The organism is Streptomyces sp. CMB-StM0423 (assembly GCF_002847285.1).
Taxonomy (GTDB): domain Bacteria; phylum Actinomycetota; class Actinomycetes; order Streptomycetales; family Streptomycetaceae; genus Streptomyces.
Window position 1 is genome coordinate 809,692 of the sequence record NZ_CP025407.1, and the last position, 22,331, is coordinate 832,022.

Consider the following 22,331-nt stretch of genomic DNA (forward strand, 5'->3'; position numbering starts at 1 on the left):
CGTACGAGCCGGGTGCCCCCGTCCGTACGGACCGGGTGTCCCCGCTACGCGGGCGGCGGCGCGGCGGCCTCCCCCGCGCCCGCGGCCGCCGCGCGCAGCCGCACCGTGAGCGGCCCCCCGCCCTCCTCCGCGACCGGCTCCCACACCGCCTCCGCCGCGGCCCCGTCCGGGCCCGCGGTGACGTGCACGACCCCCACGTGCCCCCCGGCGACGACCGGCCAGCGGCCCGGCAGCGGGTCGAGTTCCACGGTCCCGGCGCCGGCGTCCACCACCGTCCGCGGCCACGCGTGCGCCAGCCCGAACGAGGCCATGGAGCGCACGTAGTGGTTGCCGCACTCCACCTCGTTGAACGGGTTGCGCACCCGCCCGTCGTAGCGGTCCCGGACGTCCGCCACCACGTGCTCCGCCGCCTCCCTGTCGCCCTGCGCGGCGAGCCCGAGGGCCGCGGTGTACTCCACGCCCGTCCATACCTCGTTGCAGTACGGAAACGGTCGCGTCGGCCGGCCGCCGTGTGGATACGTACAGTTCAGCAGCCCGTGCTCGTCGCCGAGCGCGAAGGTGCGCAAATGGTTCATGTGCGAGTGGAACTCCCCGCGGTGGTTGTGCCGCAGCACGCTGCGCAGCGCCGTCCTGGTGTGTGCGGGGTCGAGCCGGTCGTCGAGGCCGCAGAGCACGGCGTACGTGTGGCCGGCGAGCTGGTCGCCCATGCAGCCGGGGCCGATCTGCAGGTCGGGATCGACGAGGTCGTCGGAGCCGACGTCGGGGTTGTCGCCGTCGTAGCGGATGCGCAGGCCCTCGGCGATGTTGTCTGCGGAGCCGGCGGGCAGCACTTTCTGCTCGTAGTACGCGCCGTTGAACAGCTCCGCGTCCGTCCTGGCCGCGCCGCCGGCCAGCACCTCCGCGCAGGTGGCGGCGAACGCGTGGTCGCCGAGGGCCCGCGCCATCCGCTCGCAGGCGGCGAGCGCCGCCAGGTACCAGGACTGGTTGACGCCGCTCGGCCCGTAGTACTCGACGTCGCTGGTGCTGTGCTGGCAGCCCTCCATCAGCCCGTCGCGGTCCGCGTCCCAGCCGAGCGGGATCCAGGCGAACTCGAGCGCCCGGCGGGCGCCCGGCCACAGCGCCGCCAGCAGGTCGTCGCGCCCGGTCAGCCGCCAGGTGCGGTAGAGCCGGACGAGGGCGCCCAGCTGCCCGTCGGCGGCGGCGATGCGCCAGCCGGTGCCCTCGCGGTCCAGCGGCAGCCCGGCGCGGAAGCTCATCATGCCGCGCTCGTCCAGCGCGTACGCGAACTCGACCTCGCGCATCGTCCACGCCAGGTCGGGGAAGAGCTGCTCCAGCGCGTACTGGTAGTTCCACACGTGCGTGCAACTGCCGTGGCAGCTCCCGTGGTCGGGGTTGCCGCCCTCCCAGGCCAGGAAGGTGCCGTCGGCGATGCGGAAGCAGGTCGGCGTCTTCAGCACGGCGGCGTTGGAGAGCACCGCGTCCTGCACGGCGGGCGGCAGGCTGGAGGTCGTGACGGCCTCGACGTAGGCGCGGGTGCGGCGCTCGTGGTCCGGCAGCCGGGGCGCGAGCCTGCGGACCACGTCGGCGGCGTCGGTGTAGCGGGTGGCGTAGTGGTTGCCGACGGTGTCGGTGCTGTGGCCGTAGTCGGGCGGGCCCTGGAAGCGGTGGCTCCAGCCGCGGCGGTGCGGGAAGTGCCAGGCGACGACGAAGGTGAACTCCCGCTCGGCACCTGCCGGGAGGCGGTCGGAGACCACGAGGGAGCCGGTGGGTACGCGGGCGCCCTCGGCGGGCTCGGCCAGCCGGCCGTCGGCGGCGAAGTCGTCCCAGAAGTCCAGCAGCGAGTCGCCCCAGGAGCGGCGCGCCCAGGTCAGCCGGTGGCTGGTGACGGGCCCTTCGAGGGCGGCGAGCGCCAGCGTGCCCCAGCTCTCGTCGCCCGCGGCGACCTCGGTGGTGTGCCCGGCCAGGACGGTGGCGCCGTCGAGTTCGACGAGGCGGAAGACGTTGCCCGCGGGCAGGCCGCCGGTGTGGCGGCGGCCCGCGACGTGCTGGAGGTTGCCGCAGACGTCGACGGCCAGTTCCTCGGTGCCGGTGTTGCGGACCGTCACCCGGTAGACGAGGGCGGGGATGCCGCTGGCGTCGGCGTCGCCGGGGACGAGCGGGTTGAAGACCCGTACGGTCGCCGCCACCGGCAGCTCCGGGTCGGTCAGCCGCACCTGGCCGAGGGGGTAGGCGGCGGCGAACTCGCCCTCGCGGAACCGGGGCAGGCCGTGCAGGGCGGACGGGCTGCCGCCGTGGCCCGCGTACTCGCCGGGGAGCAGGGCCGATTCGAGGACGCGGGTGAAGGACCCGGCGGCGCCCTCGGCGCGCAGGCAGAAGAACGAGTCGGGGGTGAAGCCCTTGGCGGGCCGGTTGAACAGCTCCCAGTCGAGCAGTTGGCCGCGTCCGCCGAAGCCGATGGAGCCGGTGCCGATGCCGCCGACCGGCATGGCGATGTGGGCGAGCCGGTCGCCTCGGTAGCGGCGTACCACCGGCCAGGGGGTGTCGTGCATGGGTCCTCGCTTCCTCGGGTGCCGGTGCGGGCGCGCAGGCCCGTCCCGGGGGGTGCTCGCTGGTAGGGGACGGTAGCCGAAATCGATTTCATCCGGCAGGTGCCGTACGGAGGTGATCACGCCCGGCGCGACGGGACCCGGGGGCGGCACGGGGCAGGTCCGGACCGGCCCCCGCCGTGTGGCGCACGAGGCCGGCCGCGGCCCGGGGCACCGTCCGGCGCCTCGTCGACGACTCGTCCGGCGACCGCCGCGGTGCGCCGGGTGCCGCGCACGGTGTGTCCGGATCGATCGGCCGCGCGGCGGACGGGACCGGCCGCTGCCCGGCGTCCCGCCCCGGGCGCCCGGAGTCCGGCGCGGAGCGCGGGGGCCGGGTGGGAGCCCCGTGTGCCGTACGGCTACCGCCGCGCCGCGGACGGGTCCTGGCCGCCGTCCGGCGTCTCCGTGCGGGGGCGGCCCCCGGCGGGGACGGTGAGCACCACCTGCGTGCCGCCGCCCGGGGCCCGCGTGACGTCCAGGTCCGCGCCGACGAGCAGGGCCCGTTCGCGCATGCCGCGGATCCCGGCGCCCTCGGCGGCGGTGCCCACCCCGCGGCCGTCGTCCGCGACCCGCAGTTGCACCGCGGCGCCGGTGCGCACGAGGCTCAGCCCGACCCGGTCCGCCGCGGCGTGCCGTACGACGTTCGTCAGCGCCGCCTGCGCGACGCGGTAGAGCACCAGCTCCACGTCCGGGTCCAGCGACGGCAGGCCGGGATCGAGGCGCCGCTCCACCCGCATCCCGGTGTGCCCCGCGAGGTCCGTACCCAGCGAGGTCAGCGCGCTGACCAGGCCGAGATCCTCCAGCACCCCGGGCCGCAGCCGGCGGGCCAGCCTGCGCACCTCCTCCAGGCTCTCCCTGGTGGTCTCCTGCGCCCGCCGCAGGTCCTCGCGGAGCGCCTCCGGCGCGCGTTCGCCGGCGCGCTTCAGCTCCAGCAGCACGGTGGTCATGCTCTGCCCCACCTCGTCGTGCAGCTCCTGCGCGATGCGCCGCCGCTCGGCCTCCTGCGCGGACAGCGCGCGCCCGGTGCTGGCGGCGCGCTCGGCCTCCAGCCGGTCGAGCATGGCGTTGAACGTGCTGATGAGGTCGGCGACGTCGCCGGTGCCCGGCACGGTGAGCCGCTGGCCGGGGCGGAGCAGGTCGACGGTGGCCATCAGCCCGGTGAGGCGTTGGAGCGGGGCGAGGCCGACGCGGAGCAGGGCGGCGTTGGCGACGAGCATGACGCCCATGCCCGCTACGAGGACCACGGCCTCGGCGAGCAGGACCGACGCGGAGACGGTCACGGGCGCCAGCATCAGCACACCCGTGGCCGTGCCGAGCACCAGGGCGTTGAGCCCGAAGATCCGCCAGAACAGGGACACGGGGCGGGGCCTCCTCGGTACGTACGGTGCGTACCACTATGTGCGATCGGCGGGCGGCCGCCGCGGGCGGACCGGGTGCGGGAGGGGTTCACGAGGATGTAGCAAGCGGTTACTTTCCGGAAGGGACGGGTCGTACGGCTCCGGAGGAGGCAGCGCCATGGGTCTTGCAGGAAGCGGCGGACGGCCGCGTCTCGTGCTCCTCGTCGCGCTGCTCGCGACGCTCCTCGCCGGACTCCCGGCGCTGCCCGCGGGTGCGGCGGCGCCGCCCGCGCCGCCGCCGTCCGCCCGGGTCGTGCCCGTCGACTGGCGGGACTTCGGCAAGGGGCCGCCGCAGGGCGCGGACGCCGCGCGACTGCGCGCGATCCTGGTCAACGCCAACCGCTACGCGCTGACGACCTGGTACGACGACCGCTTCGGGAACCAGGGCGACGAGGGTCTGCTCGACCTCGGCGGCACCGGCGAGCACCGGGTGCGCCCCGTCGCCGCCGAGGCGTTCGCGCTCGCCGCCGCGCTGGCCACGGGCGCGTACGACGCGGAGGGCACCGGCGTCGCGGAGCCGCGGGCCCGCGCGACCGCCGTGCGCCTGCTGACCTCGGTGGCCGGGCACCACCGCGCCACCGAGGCGGGCGGCTGGGGCGACGCGTGGCAGAGCGCGCTGTGGGCGGCGATGGCCGGGTTCGCCGGCTGGCTGCTCTGGGACGACCTGACGCCCGCCGAGCGGGAGTGGGTGCGCGTGATGACCGAGTACGAGGCGGACCGCTTCCGCGGCTACGACGTGCCGTACTGGAAGGACCGCGACGGCGTCGAGCAGACCCCCGGCGACAGCAAGGCCGAGGAGAACTCGTGGAACGCGATGCTGCTCCAGGTCGCCACCGCGATGATGCCCGGCCACCGCAACGCGCCCGCCTGGCGGCAGGCGAACCTGGAGCTGATGATCTCCGCCTTCGCCCGCCCCTCCGACCTCGCCGGCCGCCGGGTGCTGCACGGCAAGCCGGTGTCCCGCTGGGTCGGCGGCTGGAACGCCGAGGAGGACGGCCTCGTCGTCAACCACGGCATCGTCCACCCCGACTACATGGCCACCGCCGTGCAGAACACCCACGCCGTCCTCACGTCCGCGCTCGCCGGCGAACCCGCCCCGCGCGCGGCCCTGCACAACTTCGACGTCGTCTACGCCGCCCTCGCGGACCGGCGGTTCACCAGCCCGCCGTACGCCGCCCCCGGCGGCACGATGTACGTGCGCGGCTCGGACGAGATCTACTTCCCGCAGGGCACGAGCTGGGGCCCGTCGCGCCGGATGGACTTCGTCGCGATGGACGTGGTGGCGCGCGAGCTGCGGCTCGACGGCCGGGCGAGCGCCGGCGGCGCGTACTGGGAGCGGCTGCACGCGGGCCGCGCGCTGGCGATGCAGGAGCGGCACGCGGACGGGCGGACGTACGCACCCGAGGACGCGGACCCGTACCAGGGCCGGGAGGAGTGGGTGGCGATGCACGCGGGCTGGGCGTATCTGACGCGCTGGCTGGTGCACCAGGACGCGGTGGAGATCACGAACAGGGCGTACCCGGGCGGAAGCTGAGCCCGCCGCCCGTCCCGCCGGCCGGCACAGGCGGGCTACGGGCCGGGCGGCGTCGCCAGCACCGCCAGCACCGACTTCGTGACCACGTCGGAGAGCTCGTCCGGCGCCATCTCCAGCCGGCCGGCGCGGACCTCCTCCGCGGCGCCGTGCAGGATGTGCTGCACCACGCCGACGAGCCAGGCGGTCGGCATGTCGGTGCGGAAGACGCCCTGGTCCCGGCCGCGGCGGACGAGTTCGTCGACGCGCGCCGCCGGGCCCGCGTGCAGTTCGCGCACCCGGCCCGCGGGCAGCACGCCCTGGGCGGCGGTCAGCAGCGCCGCGGACTCCGCGACCAGTGCCCAGCTCGACACCAGCAGCCGGAGCATCGCCTCGTACGCGTCGCCCCCCAGATCCACCGCCGCCAGCGTCCGGTCGCCGTCCTCCACCGCGTCCCTGAGCGCCGCGTCGACCAGGTCGGCGCGGGTCTTGAAGTGCCCGTAGAGCGTCATCCGGCCCACGCCCGCGGCCTTCGCGATGTCGTCGGTGGTCGCGGCGGGATCGGAGCGCAGCTCCTCCCGGGCGGCGGCGACGATGCGGGCGATGCTGCGTTCGGCGTCGGCCCGGCGGCGCGGGCGCGCGGCAGCCCGTGAGCGGGGGGAGGCGGTCATGCGGGCCAGCTTAACTCGTACGGGAATGTTTGCGTTACAGTCCCCGGTGAGAAAACTCGTACGCCAACGTACGAGATACCAGGAGGGCACTGATGACTTCGCACGAGGCCGGGCACACGACCAAGGAAGGGCGCCACCCCGCCCGCTGGCGCATCCTCGGGTTCCTCGGGGTCGCCCAGCTCATGCTGATCCTCGACGTCACCGTGGTGGCCATCGCGCTCCCGCACATCGGGTCCGACCTCGGGCTCGGCCGCGCGGCGCTGACCTGGACGGTCAGCGCGTACACGCTGACGTTCGGCGGGCTGATGCTGCTCGGCGGGCGGATCGCGGACCTGATCGGCCCGAAGCGGGTGGTCCTCGCCGGGCTGCTGGTCTTCACCGCGGCGTCCCTGACCACCGGGCTCGCCGAGTCCGGCGGCACGCTCGTCGCCGGGCGCATTGCGCAGGGCGTCGGGGCGGCGCTGCTGTCGCCCGCGGCGCTGTCGCTCGTGGTCACGCTCTTCGAGGGCGAGGAGCGCAACAAGGCCCTGGGCATCTGGTCCGCGCTCGGCGGCGGCGGCGCGGCGCTCGGCGTCCTCCTCGGCGGGCTGCTGACCGCGGGCCCGGGCTGGCCGTGGGTCTTCTACGTCAACGTGCCCATCGGGCTCGTCATCGTCGCCGTGCTCGCCGTGCTGCTGCCGGCCCGCCCCGCGCCCGCGGAGCGGTCGCGGGTGGACCTGCTCGGCGCGGCCCTGGTGACGGCCTCGACGGCGACGCTGATCTACGGGCTCATCGACGCCGGCGAACGCGGCTGGCTCACCGCCCGCACCGCCGGGCTCGTCCTGCTCGCCGCCGTCGGCTACCTGCTGTTCACCGGCTGGCAGCGGCGCGCGCGCAGCCCGCTGATGGACGTGCGGCTGCTGGCCCGGCGGCCGGTGGCCACGGGCGCGTTCCTCATCCTGATGGCGACGGCGCTGATGGTGGCCGTGTTCTTCCTGGGCACGTTCTACTACCAGCACGCCCGCGGCTACGGGGCGCTGCGCACCGGGCTGCTCTTCCTGCCCGTCGCGTTCGCGGCGATGCTGGGGGCGGACCTCACGGGCCGGCTGATCGGCCGGACGGGCGCGCGGACGCCCGCCATCGCCGCGCTGACCGCCGCGGCGGCCGGGCTGGCGGTGCCCGCGATCTCGATGCGGCCGGTGACGGTCGCGATCGGGGTGACGGTCGCGGCGCTGGGCACGGGCGCGATGTTCGTGGTCGCCTCGGCGACGGCGCTGGGACGGGTGGCGCCGCACGAGGCGGGGATCGCCTCCGGCATCGTGAGCACCTTCCACGAGTTCGGCGCCTCGCTGGGCGCCGCGGTGGTCTCCAGCGTCGCGGCGGCGAGCCTCGTCGGCAGCACGCTGGAGGGGTTCACGGAGGCGTTCACGGTGGTGGCCGTCGCGGCGGCGGTGTCGGCGGCGGTCGCGGGGGCGCTGACCCCGGGGCGGACGGCACCGGAGGCCGCGGAGCAGGCGGCCTGAGCGGGCGGCCCTGAGCCGGCTGCCGGAGAACGGGGGGCGGCGGGGGCGGCCATCGGGCCGTACCCCGCCGGTCTCCCGGCCGGGGGCACCCGGTCGGGCGGTTCACCGGCCGGCTCGCGCCCGGCGCGGCGTCAGGGTTCGATCAGGCCCGCGCGGATCGCGTACCGGGTCAGCTCCAGGCGGTCGCGCAGGCCCAGCTTCTGCAGCAGGTTGGCCCGGTGCCGCTCCACCGTCTTGGCGCTGATGACCAGCAGGTCCCCGATCTCCTTCGAGGTGTGCCCCTCGGCGACGAGCTTCAGGATCTCCTCCTCCCGCTCCGTGATCGGCCGGGCCGGCAGCGGGTCGCCCTGGCGGGCGCGGTCGAGGTAGCGGCGGATGAGCGCCGTCTCGGCGCCCGGGTAGATGAACGGCTCGTCGCGCAGCGCGGCCCGGCACGCCTCGACGAGGTCCCGGTCGGCGACGGACTTCGGCACGTAGCCCGCGGCACCGGCCTTCAGCGCCTCGAAGAAGTACTGCTCGTTGTCGTGCATCGTCAGGATGAGTATCCGCAGCCCCGGCCGTACCCGGCACAGCTCCCGCGCCGCCTGCAGCCCGGTCAGCCGGGGCATCGCGACGTCCAGGATCGCCAGGTCCAGGTCCACCGTCGGGTCCCGGGCGAGCACGACGGCCTCGGCGCCGTCGCCCGCCTCCGCGGCGACGGTCAGGTCGGGTTCCGCGTCGAGGATGAGCCGGATCCCGCGGCGTACGAGGGCGTGGTCGTCGGCGAGCAGGACGCGGGCCTTGACCGCTCGGTTCATTCGCGGGTTCCCTGGGGACGGTGGACGCAGCGGGCGGGACCGGGCCTGCCCGGGGCTGCGACCGGCGGAGAAGACGACTGTCCCGGCACTGATGGTGGCCCGGCAGGGGCCCGGCTGTCCATCCGTGCTGACACCCATGTTCCCGCCGTACGACGGGATGGCACGATATCCGCTGCGCCGCGCGGGGGGATCGGCTGCCCGAATCCCGGGGCCGCGGACGCGCGACAATCAGCGGAAGTCGGAAAGGGGACGGGCCGTGCCTGCTCCAAGGATGAGCACCACGCCACTGCCGGGCATCGGCGTGAAGTACGACCTCACCACTCGTGCGCAGAAGAAGCACCTGTCGGTGATCGCGCACCGGGACGGCACCCGGTCGATCAACGTCTACCGCTCCGACGACCCGGACGCCTGCATGCAGTCGCTGCATCTGAACGGCGCCGAGACGGCGGCGCTCATCGACGCGCTCATGCCCTCGCACCACAGCCCCAACCTGCTGCACACCACCGACCTGGGGCTGGTCGCCGAGCGCGTCGAGCTGTCGGGCACGTCGTACTGGAACGGCCGGGTGCTGGGCGAGACGCGGATCCGTACCGAGACGGGCGCGTCGATCGTGGCCGTCCTGCGGCGCGCGGAGGCCATCCCCTCCCCCACCCCCGACTTCCGGTTCGCCGGCGGCGACACGCTCATCGTGATCGGCACCCGCGAGGGCATCGAGGCGGCCGCGGCGCTGCTCGGGCGGGAGTGAGCGCTTGCACTCCTACGCGGTTTTCCTCATCGAGTTCGGTGCGATCATCCTCGGGCTCGGCCTGCTCGGGCGGTTCGCGGGCCGCTTCCAGTTCTCCCCCATCCCGCTGTACCTGCTGGCCGGGCTCGCCTTCGGCGAGGGCGGGCTGCTGCCGCTGGGCGCCAGCGAGGACTTCGTGGCGATCGGCGCCGAGATCGGCGTCATCCTGCTGCTGCTCATGCTGGGCCTGGAGTACACGGCCAGCGACCTGGTCTCGAACCTCAAGACCCAGTACCCCGCCGGGGTCGTCGACTTCACGTTCAACGCCCTGCCGGGCGCGGTCATGGCGCTGCTCCTGGGCTGGGGCGGCGTCGCCGCCGTGGTGCTGGCCGGCGTCACCTGGATCTCCTCCTCCGGCGTCATCGCCAAGGTCCTCGGCGACCTCGGCCGGCTCGGCAACCGCGAGACCCCGGTGATCCTCAGCGTGCTGGTCCTGGAGGACCTGGCGATGGCGGTGTACCTGCCGATCGTCACCGCGCTGGTCGCCGGCGTCGGCATCGCGCAGGGCAGCGCCACGCTGGCCATCGCCCTCGGGGTGGCGGGCGCGGTGCTGTTCATCGCCGTCCGCTACGGGCGGCTGATCTCCCGCTTCGTCTCCAGCGACGACCCCGAGAAGCTGCTGCTCGTCGTCCTCGGGCTGACGCTGCTGGTCGCCGGGCTCGCGCAGCAGCTCCAGGTGTCGGCGGCGGTGGGCGCGTTCCTGGTGGGCATCGCCCTGTCGGGCGAGGTCGCGGAGGGCGCGCACAACCTGCTCAGTCCGCTGCGGGATCTCTTCGCCGCGGTGTTCTTCGTCTTCTTCGGCCTGCACACCGACCCCCAGTCGATCCCGCCGGTGATCCTGCCGGCGCTGGCGCTGGCGGTCGTGACGGCGCTGACGAAGATCGCCACGGGGCACTGGGCGGCGAAACGCGCCGGGATCTCGGCGAAGGGCCGCTGGCGGGCGGGCGGCACGCTGGTCGCGCGCGGCGAGTTCTCCATCGTCATCGCGGGGATCGCGGTCACCGCCGGGATCGAGCCGGAGCTGGGGCCGCTGGCGACGGCGTACGTGCTGGTGCTGGTGATCGTCGGACCGCTGGCGGCGCGGTACACGGAGCCAGTCGCGCTGCGGGTGACGGCGTGGCGCGAGGAACGGCACGCCGAGCGGGAGGCGCTGGCCGCGGAGCGCGCGGCGGCTGCCGCCGAGGCGGACGCAAAGGCGGCGGCGGACGCGGAGGCGGACGCCGGGGCGGACCGCGCCGGGGACGGCGAAGCGCTCGCGGAGGCCGGTGCGGCCGAGGTGCCGCGGCTGCCGGCTCAGCGGGGCGGGACGGCGCCGGCGCCGGCGGAGGATGAGCGTTCGCCGGGCAGCGGCGGCGTGTAGCGCAGCAGGACGAGCGCGGAGTCGTCGTCCAGTTCGCCGCCGCAGTAGACGCGCATGTCGGCGTTGAGCGCGGCGAGCACCTCGGCGGGCGGGTCGTCCGGGCCGAGGCAGGCGGCGTAGCGCGGGGCCAGCGGGTAGAACTCGCCGGCGGCGTTGCGGGCCTCCAGGGCGCCGTCGGTGACCAGGAGCAGTTCGTCGCCGGGGGCGAGGATCAGCTCGGTGGTCCGCGCGGGGGTGCCGCCGGGGGCGCCGGCGAGGGGGTCGATGGCGGGGTCGGTGGCGGAGACGACGCCGGAGTCTCCGGGGCCGCCGGCTGCTCCGTACTCGCCGCCTCCGCGGTCCTCCGGGGCGGGGTCCCGCAGCAGGCCGAGGCCGATCGGGGGGTGTGCGGCGACGGGGGCCTCGCGCACCTCGCCGGCGACGTTGCGTACCAGCGGCGGGGGATGCCCGTACGACAGGAGGGTGCAGCGGCCCCCCGTGGTGACCTCGACGAGCAGCACGGTGACGAAGTCCTCGGGACCCGCCTCGCGCAGCACGCTGTACTCCATCCGGTGGGCGATCAGCGGCAGGTTCCGCTCGTCGTGCCCGACGGCGCGGAAGACACCGAGCGCGCCGCCGCTGATGCGCACGGCGGGCAGCCCCTTGCCGCGTACGTCGCCGATCACGGCGCGCAGCCCGGAGCCGGTGTCCACGACGTCGTACAGGTCGCCGCCGACCTGCGCGTCGTGCGCGGCGGACGCGTAGGTCGCGGCGACGTCGAAGGGCCCCACGCGGTGCGGCGGCACCGGCAGCAGCGCCCGCTGCACCACGTCCGCGATCCGCTGCGCCCGCGCGAGCCGCGTCTCGCGGTCGACACGCACCGCCTGGAGGACGAGCCCGAGCCCGGTGGCGCCGACGACGGCGATGAACCGGGCGAAGAACCGGGCCTGCCCGGCGTCGTGGTTGTACCAGCTCAGCAGCGCGGCCAGCACCACCCCGACCGCCCCGGCGGCGACGACGGCCCGCCGCCCGCCGTTCACCGCGACGAGCACGGGGAGGATGGAGAACAGGGCCCCGAGCGACTGGCCCCGGGCGGTCACGAGGTCGGCGAACGTGATGACGACGAAGAGCGCCGCCACGAACCACCGGGACGAAACGAACGTGGCGACGGACATCTCCCCAGCATGCGCGGCGGAGCCCCACCCGCGGGAACGGCCCGCCGGGAGGTACCCCCAGCGGCGGGCGCGGCGGCGGCCGGCAGACCGCGGAACGGAGCCCGCCCGGCCGCCGGCCGGGCGAAGGACCGGCGGGGACGGGCGCGTCGGGCAGTCACTCCGGTGGGCGAGGGGCGCCCGCGTCCAGGTGCAGGCGGGTGCCGGTGAAGCGGGCGCGCATGCGGCGGTCGTGGGTGACCACGACCAGCGCGCCCGCGTAGTCCGCGAGTGCCTGCTCCAGTTCCTCGACGAGCGCCGGCGACAGGTGGTTCGTCGGCTCGTCCAGGAGCAGCAGGTCGACCGGCTCGGCGACGAGCCGGGCGAGGTCGATGCGGCGGCGCTGCCCGTACGACAGCTCCCCCGCCCGCAGCCGCAGGTCCGCCGGGCGGAACAGGCCGTACGACAGGAGTTGCGCGGCGTGCTCGTCCGGGGTGCCGGGGCGGCCGGCGGCGAACGCCCGCAGCACCGTGGCGCCGGGCGGCCACGCGGTCTCCTCCTGCCGCAGGTGCCCCACCCTGCCGGGCACCCGCACCGTGCCCGAGTCCGGCGGCAGCTCACCGGCCAGCACCCGCAGGAGGGTGGTCTTCCCGGCCCCGTTGGGCCCGGTGACGAGCAGCCGCCCGGCGGCCCCCAGTTGCAGCGAGGGCAGCCGCAGCCGGTCCCCGACGACGACGTCCGCCAGTTCGGCGGCGGGTACCTCCGCCGCCGGTTCCGGGCCGGCCGGGGCGCCGCCCCCGTCCGCGACGGCCGCGCCGTCACCGGCGGGCGGCGCCGCGCCGGGGCCGCCGGACTCCAGCCGGGCGCGGAACACCAGCGGCTGCGGCGGGGGCGGGGCCGGGCTCGCGGTGAGGCGGGCCACCCGCTCCTTCGCGTTGCGGATGCGGACCGCCGCACCGTGGGTTCTGCTGCGGGTGCGGAACGCGCCGTGGCCGAAGACCGCGAGCGGCTGGGACCGCGGGATCGCCGCGAGGCGGGTCGCGGCGGACTCGGCGAGGCGGCGGTTGCGGGCGAGTTCCGCGTGCCACTCCTCGTACTCGCGCAGCAGGCGGGCGCGTTCCGCGGCCTTCGCGGTGAGATAGCCGTCGTAGCCGTCGCCGTAGCGGGTGACCCGGCCGCCGTCGACCTCCAGGACAGTCGTCGTCAGCCGCTCCAGGAACAGCCGGTCATGGGTGACCGCGACGACCGTGCCGCGGTGGGCACGCAGGTGGTCCTCCAGCCAGGCGACCGCGCGGTCGTCCAGGTCGTTGGTCGGCTCGTCGAGCAGCAGGACCTCCGGGCGGGCCGCCAGGGTCGCGGCCAGCGCGAGCCGCGAGCGCTCGCCGCCGGAGAGGGTCCCCAGGCGGCGGTCGCGGGCGAGGGCGGGCAGGCCGAGGCCGGCGAGGGCGGCGCCGACGCGGGTGTCCGCCCGGTAGCCGTCGCGGGTCTCGTACTCCGCGACGAGCCGCCCGTACGCGGCCAGCGCCGCGTCCAGCGGCGCGCCCTGCGCCGCTCCGGCGAGGCCCGACTCGGCCCGCCGCAGCTCCGCTTCGAGCGCGCGGAGCTCGGCGAGCGCCGCATCGACCGCGTCCTGGACTGTGGCCTCCGGCGGCAGGTCGAGGCTCTGCGGCAGATAGCCGAGGCCACCGGGGGTGGCGAGGGTCGCCTCGCCCGTGTCGGGCTCGGTCCGGCCGGCGAGGAGGCGCAGCAGCGTGGACTTGCCGGAGCCGTTGTCGCCGATGACGCCGGCCTTCTCGCCGGGGCGGACGGTGAGCGTCACGTCGCCGAGGACGGTGCGCTCGCCGTAGCGCTTGGTGGCGGTGTGGAGGGAGAGTTGTGCGGTGGTCATGAGGTGGCTGCCCCTGTTCCCGGCCGTGGCCGTTCGCGACGGATCGAGGACGGGTCCGTGCACGAGGGCGCGCCTCGGCGCCGCGCGGAAGGGCGGGGAGGCGGGACTCGCGCACGGACGGGCGCGACGACGTGCGGAGCGTGGCTCTACGCGGTCGTGCGCCCGGCGGTGATCACAGCGTTCCCATACGCACAACGTACGACAGTCCGCCCCGCCGGGGCAACGGCCATTTCCGGCGCAGACGGGAGCGCCGCGCCCTTGTAGAGTTCACGACGACGCCGCGATGCCGCTGCGGTGTCCGGCGGTTCCGCCGGACACCGCAGCGGCATCGCGTATGGGTGGCCGCGGCACGGCGTTCGGCACGCCGGGCCGGGTGGCCGCGGAGGGCAGGGGTGGGAGTCATGGCGTACGGAAGGCGCGTGCGCCGCCGGGGCGTTCCGGCGGCGTTAGCCGTGGTGCTGCTCGCGGGCGCCGCGGCGTGCGACAGCGGCAGTGAGCCGGAGGGGAAGCCGGCCGCGAGCAAGAGCGCGGCGGTGGACGGCGATACGGCGCCCACCCGGGCGCCGCGGCCCGAGGCCGATCCCGAGCAGGTCCCGCGCACCGCGGCCGAGGCCCGGCGGCTGGTCCAGGAAGTCCTCGCCGAGCCGGAGCACTTCGGTCCCGAGACGGAGCGGGCGGCGCCGTACGAGAGAGACCCGGCGCGCTGGACCGTGCTCGCCGAGGACTGCGCGTGGCGCACGGAGGGGCTGCCGGACGACGTACTGGCCACGCGCACCCGCTACTTCGAGATACCCGCCGCGGGCGGCAAGGGGGCCATGGAGGTCTCCGCCACCGTCACCGTGCACCGTACGACCCTCGACGCGGCGTGGGAGCAGGCGCGGATGCTGGAGGAGGCCGTCGGCTGCCCGGAGCAGACGCTGCGGGCGGGTGAGCGGCTGACGGGCCTGGCGTCGCTGGCGCTGGCGTACGGCGAGGGCGCCAACGAGACGAGCGACGACTCTCTGTCGGAGCGCGGCGAGTGCGTCAGCGACAGCCGGGGCGGGCCCTACCCGTACACGTGGGACCAGTCGACGTTCGGCCCGGTGGTGGTCGGCGTGTCCGTCTGCGCCGGGGAGAAGACCGCCGCCGGGGACGTGGCCGGCATGAGCGTCGAGCCGCTGGTGATGATGATGCAGCGGGCCCAGGAGTCGATCGCCCGCGACGAACCGGGTGACACCGGAGACGCGGGAGACGGCACCCCGCGGACGAAGGAGGGCGACTGATGGAGCAGTTGCTCCCCTCGGACCCCGCGCACCTCGGCGGGAACCGGCTGCTGGGCCGGCTCGGCGCCGGCGGCATGGGCGTGGTCTACCTCGCCCGTACCCGGGCCGGCGCCCCGGCCGCGGTCAAGGTCATCCAGCCCGAGTACGCGGAACAGCCCGAGTTCCGGGCCCGGTTCCGCCGCGAGGCGGCGTCCGCCCGCTGGGTCGCCAGCCCGTGGGTGGTGCCCGTGCTCGACGCGGACACCGAGGCCGACGCGCCGTGGCTGGCCACGGCGTTCGTACCGGGCCCCGCGCTGGCCGAGGCGGTCGCCGCGTGCGGCCCGCTGCCCGACCACGGCGTACGGGTGCTGGGCAAGGTGCTCGCGCGCGCGGTCGCCGCGGTGCACGACGCCGGCCTGGTCCACCGCGACCTCAAGCCCGGCAACGTGCTGCTGGCGCTCGACGGCCCGCGGCTCATCGACTTCGGCATCGCCCGGCCCACGGCGGCCGAGGAGACGGAGCTGACGTCGGACAGCATGGTCGTCGGCACGCCGGGGTTCCTCTCCCCCGAGCAGGCGCGGGCGCAGCGGGTCGGCCCGGCGAGCGACGTGTTCTCGCTGGGGTGCGTGCTGGCGTACGCGGCCACCGGCAGGCCGCCGTTCGGTTCCGGCGCCGCGGACGCGCTGCTGTACCGCACGGTGCACGACGAGCCGGATCTCGACGGCCTCGCGGACGAGGGGCTGCTGGCGCTGCTCCTGCGGTGCCTGGCCAAGGAGCCCGAAAGGCGGCCGACCGCCGCCGGGCTGGACGCCGGGCTGGACGCGGACGCGCCGGAGGGCGACATCGGCTGGCTGCCGGACGCGGTGGTGCGGATGGTCGCCGAGCGGTCGGCGGAGATGCTGCGGCTGCCCGGCGTGGAGCCCACCGAGGTCACCGGGACGCCCCGCGGGGACGCGGCGGACGTGGACACCACCGTGGCCCCGGCGGCCCCCGCCCGCCCCGGCCGCCGCCGGGTTCTCGCGCTGGCCGGCGGCGGCGCCGCGCTCCTCGCCGCGGGCGGCGGAGCCGCGCTGTGGGCGGCGCTGCGCGACGACGGCGAGCCGCCCGCGGAGTCGAGCGGCCCACGCCGCACCCTCGGGCTGCACGCGGACCTGACGGGACCTCAGAAAGAAGCCGGCACGGCCCAGGAGCGGGCCGCGCGGCTGGCGGTGGAGCAGTTCAACGCCCGCAAGGACGCGCCGTTCACGCTGGAGCTGACCGTCGCCGACGACCGCGGCGACCCGGCCCGCGCGCTGGCCGTCGCCCGGCGGCTCGTCGGCGACCGCGACGTCCTCGCCGTCCTCGGCCCCACCGGCTACACCTCCGCCCAGGCGTCCCTGGACGCCTACGACGGCGCGGGTATGCCGCTGCTGACGGTCTCGGAGGGGTCGTACAGCGCCGCACAGGCGGCGCTGGCCAACGCGGAGCCGAAGGCATACTTCCACGCCACCGCTCTCAGCCTGCGGCCCGCCTTCACCACCGTGTACGTGCTCCTGGGCCAGGGCGCAGCCAACATCGGCCTGCTGTCCGACCGGGCGGGCGGGATCCGCGCCTTCGAGCACAGCACCATCGCGCACAAGGCGGCGGCGGGCGCGGAGCTGGGCCTGTATCTGCGCGTCGTACCCGCCGCCGCGGATGCCGGCGCGCTGGGCCCCGTCGTGGCGGACATCGTCGGACACGGCGTCGACAGCTTCTTCTACGCCGGCACGCCGGAGCGTGCCGGGGCGGTCGCGCGCGAGCTGGCGAAGCGGGGCTTCGACGGGCCGCGGTTCCTCGACGAGCCCGCGGCCGGCGGCGCGTTCACGGCCGCGGCCGCCGACGCGGCGGAGGGCTGGCAGACGCTGACGCCGTACGCCGGCGCGGACGCCGATCCGGTACGGGACTTCGCCGCCGCGTACCGCAAGCGGTTCGACGCCGCGCCCGGCCCGTGGGCGGCCGAAGCGTACGACGTCACGCGGCTGCTCGCCGACCGGCTGACGGCGCTCGCGCGCAAGAGCAGGCGCAGGCCCACCCGCGAGGCCCTGGCCGCGTCGCTGACCACGGCCCGGTTCGAAGGGCTGACGGCCACGTACAAGTTCGACGAGAGCGGGGAGATCGAGCAGGGGAAGATCCACCACTACCGCGTCGAGGACGGCCGGTTCGGCTACGTCGGCCCGGTGGCACTCCCCGGCTCCTGACGGGGGCGGACGATGCGGGCTCTGCGCGCGGACGACCCGGACGAGCTGGGCGGGCACAGGCTGCTCGCCCGGCTCGGCGCGGGCGGCATGGGCGTGGTCTACCTGGCGCGCGCCGGCAACGGCACGCTGGTGGCGCTGAAGGTCATCCGGCCCGAGCAGGCGGCGAACCCGGCGTTTCGCGCCCGGTTCCGGCGCGAGGTGCGCCTCGCGACGGGGCTGACGGGCCGCTGGGTGGTCCCGGTGACCGCGGCCGACGCCGAGGCCCGGGCGCCGTGGCTGGCCACGGCGTTCGTACCGGGGCCCGCGCTGGTGGAGGCGGTCGACGGGTACGGGCCGCTGCCGCCGTACGCCGTCTCGGCGCTCGGCGCGCGGCTGGCGGAGGTGCTGGCGGAGGTGCACGCGGCGGGGCTCGTACACCGGGACGTCAAGCCGGGCAACGTGCTGCTCGCGCTCGACGGGCCGCGGCTGATCGACTTCGGCATCGCGCACGACGCCGGGGCCACGGCGCTGACCGCACCGGACGCGGTGATCGGCACGCCCGGGTACCTGGCGCCGGAGCAGATCAGGGCGGGCGGCCGGGCGGGGCCGCCGAGCGACGTGTTCGCGCTGGGCTGCGTGCTGGCGTACGCGGCCACGGCCCGCCGCCCGTACGGCACGGGCAACGCGGCGGCGGTCCTGTACCGCACGGTGCACGAGGCGCCGGACCTGACGGGGCTTGAGGTGCTGCCGCGGGGGCTGCGGACGGCGGTCACGGCGTGCCTGGCGAAGGCTCCGGACGACAGGCCCACGGCAGCGGAGCTGCGGACGGCGCTGGCCGCGGATCCGGCCGCGGGGGAGCCGACCGCCGCGGGCCCGGAGCCGGCGCCGGGGCCCGTCGACCCGCGGGTCCCGGCGCCCCCGCCGCCGGACGCGGCCACCCGCGTCCTGCGGGATCAGGATGCCGGAGAGGCCGGAGAGGCCGGACCGGCGTCGGAGACGCTGCCGTACGAAGCGACGGAGGCCGCCGGGCACGGCGTGGCGGGCCGGTGGGCGGGGGCGGACGAACTCGCCGGTGGGCACCGCGCGGTGGACGACGGGGACAGCGCCGGGGACGGAGAGTCAGACGGGGACGAAGGCGCGGACGACTCGTCGGCGGCGGATCGCCCCGGCGAAGCCGGGGATCCGCCGGGGCGCAAGGACGGCCCCGCGGACGGCGCGGGTGACGCACGGGCCCCCGGCGTACGCACCGCGGCGGACCGGCCCGACGACTCCGGGCCGCCCGCGGCGGGGCCGCCCGCGGCGGGGCCGCCCGCGGCGGGCGCCGGTGCCGCGGACGGCCCCGGCGGTCCCCGGCTCCCCCGCGCACGGGCCGCGGACCGGCCCCGCGACCGGGCGCCGTTCATCCCGACCGCCCCGCCCCCGCGCCCGTTGCCGGCCTGCCCGCCGACCCGCGTGACTGGCTGCCCTCGCCCGTGCTGCGACTGGTCGCCGAGCGGTCCGCCCGGGCGCTCGACCCGCCGCCGCGGCAGAGCGCGCTCGCCGACGCCGCCCCGCGCGGAGCTGTGGACACCACCGCCGCGGGCCGCCGCGGGCCCTCCCGGCGGCGGTTCCTCGTCGTCGGCGGGGCCGCGGCCGTGCTCGCCGCCGCGGCGGGCGGGGCGGCCGCGCTCTTCCGCGACGGCGACGGCAGCGGCGACGGCGGCGCTTCACCGCGCCTGCCCACCCACGCCATCGCCCTGCACGCCGCCCTGACGGGCGGTCAGGGCGCCACCGGCGTCGCCCACGAGCGCGGCGCCCGGCTCGCCGTGGCGCAGCACAACGCCCGCGACGACGCCCGCTTCCGGCTCTCCCTCGTCCCGTACGACGACCGCGGCGACCCCGGCCGGGCGGCGGACGTGGCCCGCAAGGTGCTCGGCGAGCGGTCCGTGCGCGCGGTGCTCGGCCCGACCACCGTCGGCACCCTGCGCGCCGCGGTCCCGCTGTACGGGGAGGAGTCGCTGGCCGCCGTGAACGTGTCGGTCGACACCGACGCGGCCGAGGTGGGCAGGACCGACGCCCCGACGCTCGTCGGTACCCGGCTGTCGGGCGCGTACCACACGCATCCGGTCCTGGACTATCTGACGCGGGTGCGCGGCGTGGTCCGTACCGCGGTCGTGCAGGACGCCGCCGCGGGCGGCGCCGTGCAGGGGGTCATCGACACCCTGCGCGAGTCGCCGCCCGGGGAGGGCGAGGTGAGCTTCCATCCGGTGGCGGCGGCGGACGGGTTCGGCGCAGCCGTCGCCGCGGCGCTCGCGCGGCGGCCGGGGGCCGTCGTCTTCGCCGGCGCCTCCCCCGGGCGGGCGGCGTCGTGCGCCCGCGCGCTCGCCGCGGCCGGCTTCGACGGGCCGCGGACGTCGTTCGAGCCGGTCATGCGGCCGGCGTTCCTGCGGGAGGCGGGGGCGGCGGCGGAGGGCTGGGTGTTCGGCGCGCCGTACACGGCGGCGGAGCAGGCGGCGTCGAAGGCGGCCCGCGCCTTCACGGCCGCGTACCGCGAGCGCTACGACGCCCCGCCGCCGCGCTGGGCGGCCGAGGCGTACGACGCCGTGGGCCTGATCGCCGCCGCGCTCGACGCGCTGGGCGGCGGCGAGGAGATCGTGCCGGGCCAGGTCGCGGAGCGGATCGTGGAGGTGGGCTACGCGGGCGTGGCCAAGCCGCTGCGCTTCACCGCGGACCTGGTGCACATGCTGGAGCCGAGCAAGACGGCGTTCCTGTACGAGGCCCGGGACGGAGCGTTCCGTTTCCTCGGCCGGCACGATCAGGTCACCTGATCTGATCATTCGAAACTTTCGCTCATGCGATCCATCATCCGGATCTTCCCAACCTGCCCTCGGCGGGCTCGCGTTACCCTTCCGTCGCCTACAACCGCCTGAGCTGCGGCGACACTTACCCGCCTTGGCGACACCCCACTGCAATGTTTCGGAATCACCGTCGAAACTGTTGACACCCCCTCCCGGCGGTCCAACACTGGCGCACGACCCGTTCGGCGCCACCCTGGCCCGGCGGCGGGCCCTCCCGCCCGCTGCCACGAGGAGGAAGAATGAACACGAACGGCACCCCCCACGGCGTGAGCCGCCGGCAGTTCGTCGGCCGCGCCGGCGCCGTGGCCCTCGGCGCGTCCGCGGCCACGCTCCTGCCCGCCGGAGTCGCGCACGCGCAGACCATCACGACCAACCAGACCGGCACCCACAACGGGTACTACTACTCGTTCTGGACCGACGCGCAGGGCACGGTCTCGATGACACTGGGCAACGGCGGCAACTACAGCACCTCGTGGCGCAACACCGGCAACTTCGTCTGCGGCAAGGGCTGGAGCAACGGCAGCCGCCGCAGCGTGAACTACTCCGGCAGCTTCAGCCCGTCCGGCAACGGCTACCTCTGCCTCTACGGCTGGACCTCGAACCCGCTCGTCGAGTACTACATCGTCGACAGCTACGGCACCTACCGGCCCACCGGCGAGAACAGGGGCTCGGTCAGCAGCGACGGCGTCACGTACGACATCTACCGGACGATGCGCTACAACGCACCGTCCGTCGAGGGCACCAAGACCTTCCCGCAGTTCTGGAGCGTCAACAGGTCCAAGCGGGTCGGCGGCACGATCAACACCGGCACCCACTTCGACGCCTGGTCCCGGGCCGGGATGCAACTCGGCAACTTCAGCTACTACATGATCATGGCGACCGAGGGCTACCAGAGCAGCGGCAGCTCCCACATCAACGTCGGCTGACGCAAGGGAAACGAACGAAGGCGGAAGGAAGGAGCCGCGGGACCGGCCCGCACCGAGCCGGTCCCGCGGTGTTTCGGGCCCCCGCCCTCACTCCTTGATACGCGCCCGGATCCAGACCCCGGCCTCCTTGAGCACGCCGGTGCCCGTCCACTGGTTCCCGTCGCAGGTGCCCTCCTTGAACACCGCGCCCGAGCGCCAGTCGTCGGAGAAGTTCCAGTTGGTCCAGGAGATGCCCTTCTGCTTCATGAGGTCCAGGTACCGCTGCGACATCGCGAAGTCGTTCGCGCCCTCGCCCGCGTAGTCCTGGGTGCCGAACTCGGTGACGAACACCGGGAGCGCGTCGGCGGCGCGGGAGAGCGTCTGCAGGTACTCGTCCCCGTGCGAGGCGGCGTAGAAGTGGAAGGTGTACATGATGTTGCCGGCGTCGACCGGGTTGTCGATCACCTCGCGCTCGTCCGCCCCGTCCGAGACGCCGAAGGAGGACCAGGCGCGGGTGCCGACGAGGACGACGCCGTCCGGGTCGTGCTGCCGGACGACGGGGATGATCTCCTCGGCGTACCTCTTGACCGAGCCCCAGCCGACGCCGTTGGGCTCGTTGGCGATCTCGTAGAAGACGTTGGGCTGGTCCTTGTACCTGCTCGCCATGTCGGTGAAGAAGCGCTTGGCGAGGGCGGTGTTGGCGTTGGGGTCGCCGGGGCTGAGCATGTGCCAGTCGATGACCGCGTACATGCCGCGGTCTATCGCCTGGTCGACGACGCGCTGGGCGAGGGCGGTGAAGCGCTCGGGGTCGGTCTCGTAGCCGTCTTCCTGGACGTACGTGGACACGCGCAGCACGTCCGCGTCCCAGTCCTGCGCCAGCGCGTCGAGGGAGCCGCCGGTGAGGCACTGCTCGTACCACTGGGTGCCGTGCGAGCTCATACCGTTCAACTGGACGGCCTGGCCCTGCTCGTTGCAGAGCGTGGTGTCGCAGACCGCCAGCCGCCCGTTCTCGGCGACGGGCGAGCCCGCCGGGGCCGCGGCGCGGGCGGCTGCCTGGGCCGCGGTCGCGCCGCGGGAGTCGCGGCCGGTCGCGGCGGAGTCCTCGTCGGCTCCTGCGCTGAGCTGCGGGGTGAGGGCGAACAGCAGCGCGGCGGTCGCGACGCTGGCGGAACCGAGCAGGAGGGGCTTGGTCCTTCGCATGGGGGGTCTCCAGTTTTGGGGGGTCGTCCCATCCGGAGCGCAGATGGGCGTGGCCGGAAAACTAAGGTCCTTTCCCGATGCCGTCAAGACTGGAAGGAAACTTTCCTAACCACGTCCGGAGCGCGGGCAGTTCGCCGGCTACAGCACGAGATAGAACACCAGCGCCAGCGGCGCGACGACCGTGATGGTCAGCGCGATGATCCAGGCCGTGACGCCGAAAGTGCGGTCGTTGTCCATGCGGGCCTCCCTGGTGCAGCCGAAAGCTCGGCCGAGAGGGGGGCGACGCCAGTATGCGACGGATTGCGCGGGTGGTGGGGCGTTTTGCCCGA

The 22,331-nt window shown here is 75.5% G+C and carries 16 protein-coding genes; 9 read left to right on the top strand and 7 right to left on the bottom strand.

Going from position 1 to position 22,331, the window contains the following annotated elements; genetic code table 11:
- Window positions 1-44: 44 nt before the first annotated feature.
- Both CXR04_RS03355 and CXR04_RS03360 read right to left on the bottom strand, forming a co-directional pair.
- Window positions 45-2,549, bottom strand: a complete 2,505-nt coding sequence (locus tag CXR04_RS03355; RefSeq protein ID WP_101420409.1) for a GH116 family glycosyl-hydrolase — start codon at window positions 2,547-2,549, stop codon at window positions 45-47.
- A gap of 395 nt (window positions 2,550-2,944) precedes the next feature.
- On the bottom strand, window positions 2,945-3,943 hold the full coding sequence (locus CXR04_RS03360; protein WP_101420410.1) for a sensor histidine kinase: 999 nt from the start codon (window positions 3,941-3,943) through the stop codon (window positions 2,945-2,947).
- Window positions 3,944-4,100: 157 nt separating this feature from the next.
- Here CXR04_RS03360 and CXR04_RS03365 point away from each other — a divergent pair, with 157 nt between their 5' ends.
- Window positions 4,101-5,516, top strand: a complete 1,416-nt coding sequence (locus tag CXR04_RS03365; protein WP_101420411.1) for a hypothetical protein — start codon at window positions 4,101-4,103, stop codon at window positions 5,514-5,516.
- Window positions 5,517-5,551: 35 nt separating this feature from the next.
- Here CXR04_RS03365 and CXR04_RS03370 read toward each other — a convergent pair whose 3' ends face one another.
- A complete protein-coding gene (locus CXR04_RS03370; protein ID WP_101420412.1) occupies window positions 5,552-6,163 on the bottom strand; it encodes a TetR/AcrR family transcriptional regulator in 612 nt (203 codons plus the stop codon).
- 92 nt (window positions 6,164-6,255) lie between these two features.
- Here CXR04_RS03370 and CXR04_RS03375 point away from each other — a divergent pair, with 92 nt between their 5' ends.
- The gene (locus CXR04_RS03375) at window positions 6,256-7,665 is read left to right on the top strand and encodes an MFS transporter (protein ID WP_101420413.1); all 1,410 of its coding nucleotides are present in this window, start codon (window positions 6,256-6,258) and stop codon (window positions 7,663-7,665) included.
- A gap of 131 nt (window positions 7,666-7,796) precedes the next feature.
- Here the strand turns inward: CXR04_RS03375 and CXR04_RS03380 are convergent, their stop codons facing one another.
- A complete protein-coding gene (locus tag CXR04_RS03380) occupies window positions 7,797-8,462 on the bottom strand; it encodes a response regulator (RefSeq protein WP_101420414.1) in 666 nt (221 codons plus the stop codon).
- A 271-nt stretch (window positions 8,463-8,733) separates the two neighbouring features.
- Between CXR04_RS03380 and CXR04_RS03385 the strand changes: the two genes are divergently transcribed.
- Together CXR04_RS03385 and CXR04_RS03390 are read left to right on the top strand one after the other, a co-directional pair.
- The gene (locus CXR04_RS03385; RefSeq protein ID WP_101420415.1) at window positions 8,734-9,207 is read left to right on the top strand and encodes a cation:proton antiporter regulatory subunit; all 474 of its coding nucleotides are present in this window, start codon (window positions 8,734-8,736) and stop codon (window positions 9,205-9,207) included.
- A 4-nt stretch (window positions 9,208-9,211) separates the two neighbouring features.
- A complete protein-coding gene (locus CXR04_RS03390; protein ID WP_101420416.1) occupies window positions 9,212-10,606 on the top strand; it encodes a cation:proton antiporter in 1,395 nt (464 codons plus the stop codon).
- Here CXR04_RS03390 and CXR04_RS03395 read toward each other — a convergent pair.
- On the bottom strand, window positions 10,540-11,760 hold the full coding sequence (locus CXR04_RS03395) for a PP2C family protein-serine/threonine phosphatase (protein ID WP_101420417.1): 1,221 nt from the start codon (window positions 11,758-11,760) through the stop codon (window positions 10,540-10,542). The genes CXR04_RS03390 and CXR04_RS03395 overlap by 67 nt on opposite strands.
- Window positions 11,761-11,914: 154 nt before the next feature.
- Window positions 11,915-13,624 carry a TlrC/CarA/OleB/SrmB family ABC-F type ribosomal protection protein gene (locus CXR04_RS03400; RefSeq protein WP_101420418.1) on the bottom strand — a complete coding sequence of 570 codons (1,710 nt, stop codon included), beginning with the start codon at window positions 13,622-13,624 and terminating at the stop codon, window positions 11,915-11,917.
- A 401-nt stretch (window positions 13,625-14,025) separates the two neighbouring features.
- Between CXR04_RS03400 and CXR04_RS03405 the strand changes: the two genes are divergently transcribed.
- From CXR04_RS03405 to CXR04_RS03420, 5 genes are all read left to right on the top strand, one after another.
- A complete protein-coding gene (locus CXR04_RS03405) occupies window positions 14,026-14,886 on the top strand; it encodes a hypothetical protein (RefSeq protein WP_234380030.1) in 861 nt (286 codons plus the stop codon).
- Entirely contained in the window at window positions 14,886-17,081 is a 2,196-nt protein-coding gene (locus tag CXR04_RS03410; RefSeq protein ID WP_101420420.1) for a bifunctional serine/threonine-protein kinase/ABC transporter substrate-binding protein, read from the top strand. Before CXR04_RS03405 ends, CXR04_RS03410 begins: the two co-directional genes overlap by 1 nt.
- 12 nt (window positions 17,082-17,093) lie before the next feature.
- Window positions 17,094-18,812 (top strand): serine/threonine-protein kinase, encoded by a 1,719-nt coding sequence (locus CXR04_RS35490; RefSeq protein WP_234380031.1) that lies wholly within the window; start codon window positions 17,094-17,096, stop codon window positions 18,810-18,812.
- The gene (locus CXR04_RS03415; RefSeq protein ID WP_234380032.1) at window positions 18,695-19,867 is read left to right on the top strand and encodes an ABC transporter substrate-binding protein; all 1,173 of its coding nucleotides are present in this window, start codon (window positions 18,695-18,697) and stop codon (window positions 19,865-19,867) included. Before CXR04_RS35490 ends, CXR04_RS03415 begins: the two co-directional genes overlap by 118 nt.
- Window positions 19,868-20,136: 269 nt before the next feature.
- Complete coding sequence (locus tag CXR04_RS03420; RefSeq protein WP_101420421.1) at window positions 20,137-20,823, top strand: glycoside hydrolase family 11 protein; 687 nt, start codon at window positions 20,137-20,139, stop codon at window positions 20,821-20,823.
- Between the two features lie 87 nt (window positions 20,824-20,910).
- Here CXR04_RS03420 and CXR04_RS03425 read toward each other — a convergent pair whose 3' ends face one another.
- Window positions 20,911-22,002, bottom strand: coding sequence for a glycoside hydrolase family 5 protein (locus tag CXR04_RS03425; protein WP_101420422.1), 1,092 nt, complete (start codon window positions 22,000-22,002; stop codon window positions 20,911-20,913).
- Window positions 22,003-22,331 lie beyond the last annotated feature (329 nt).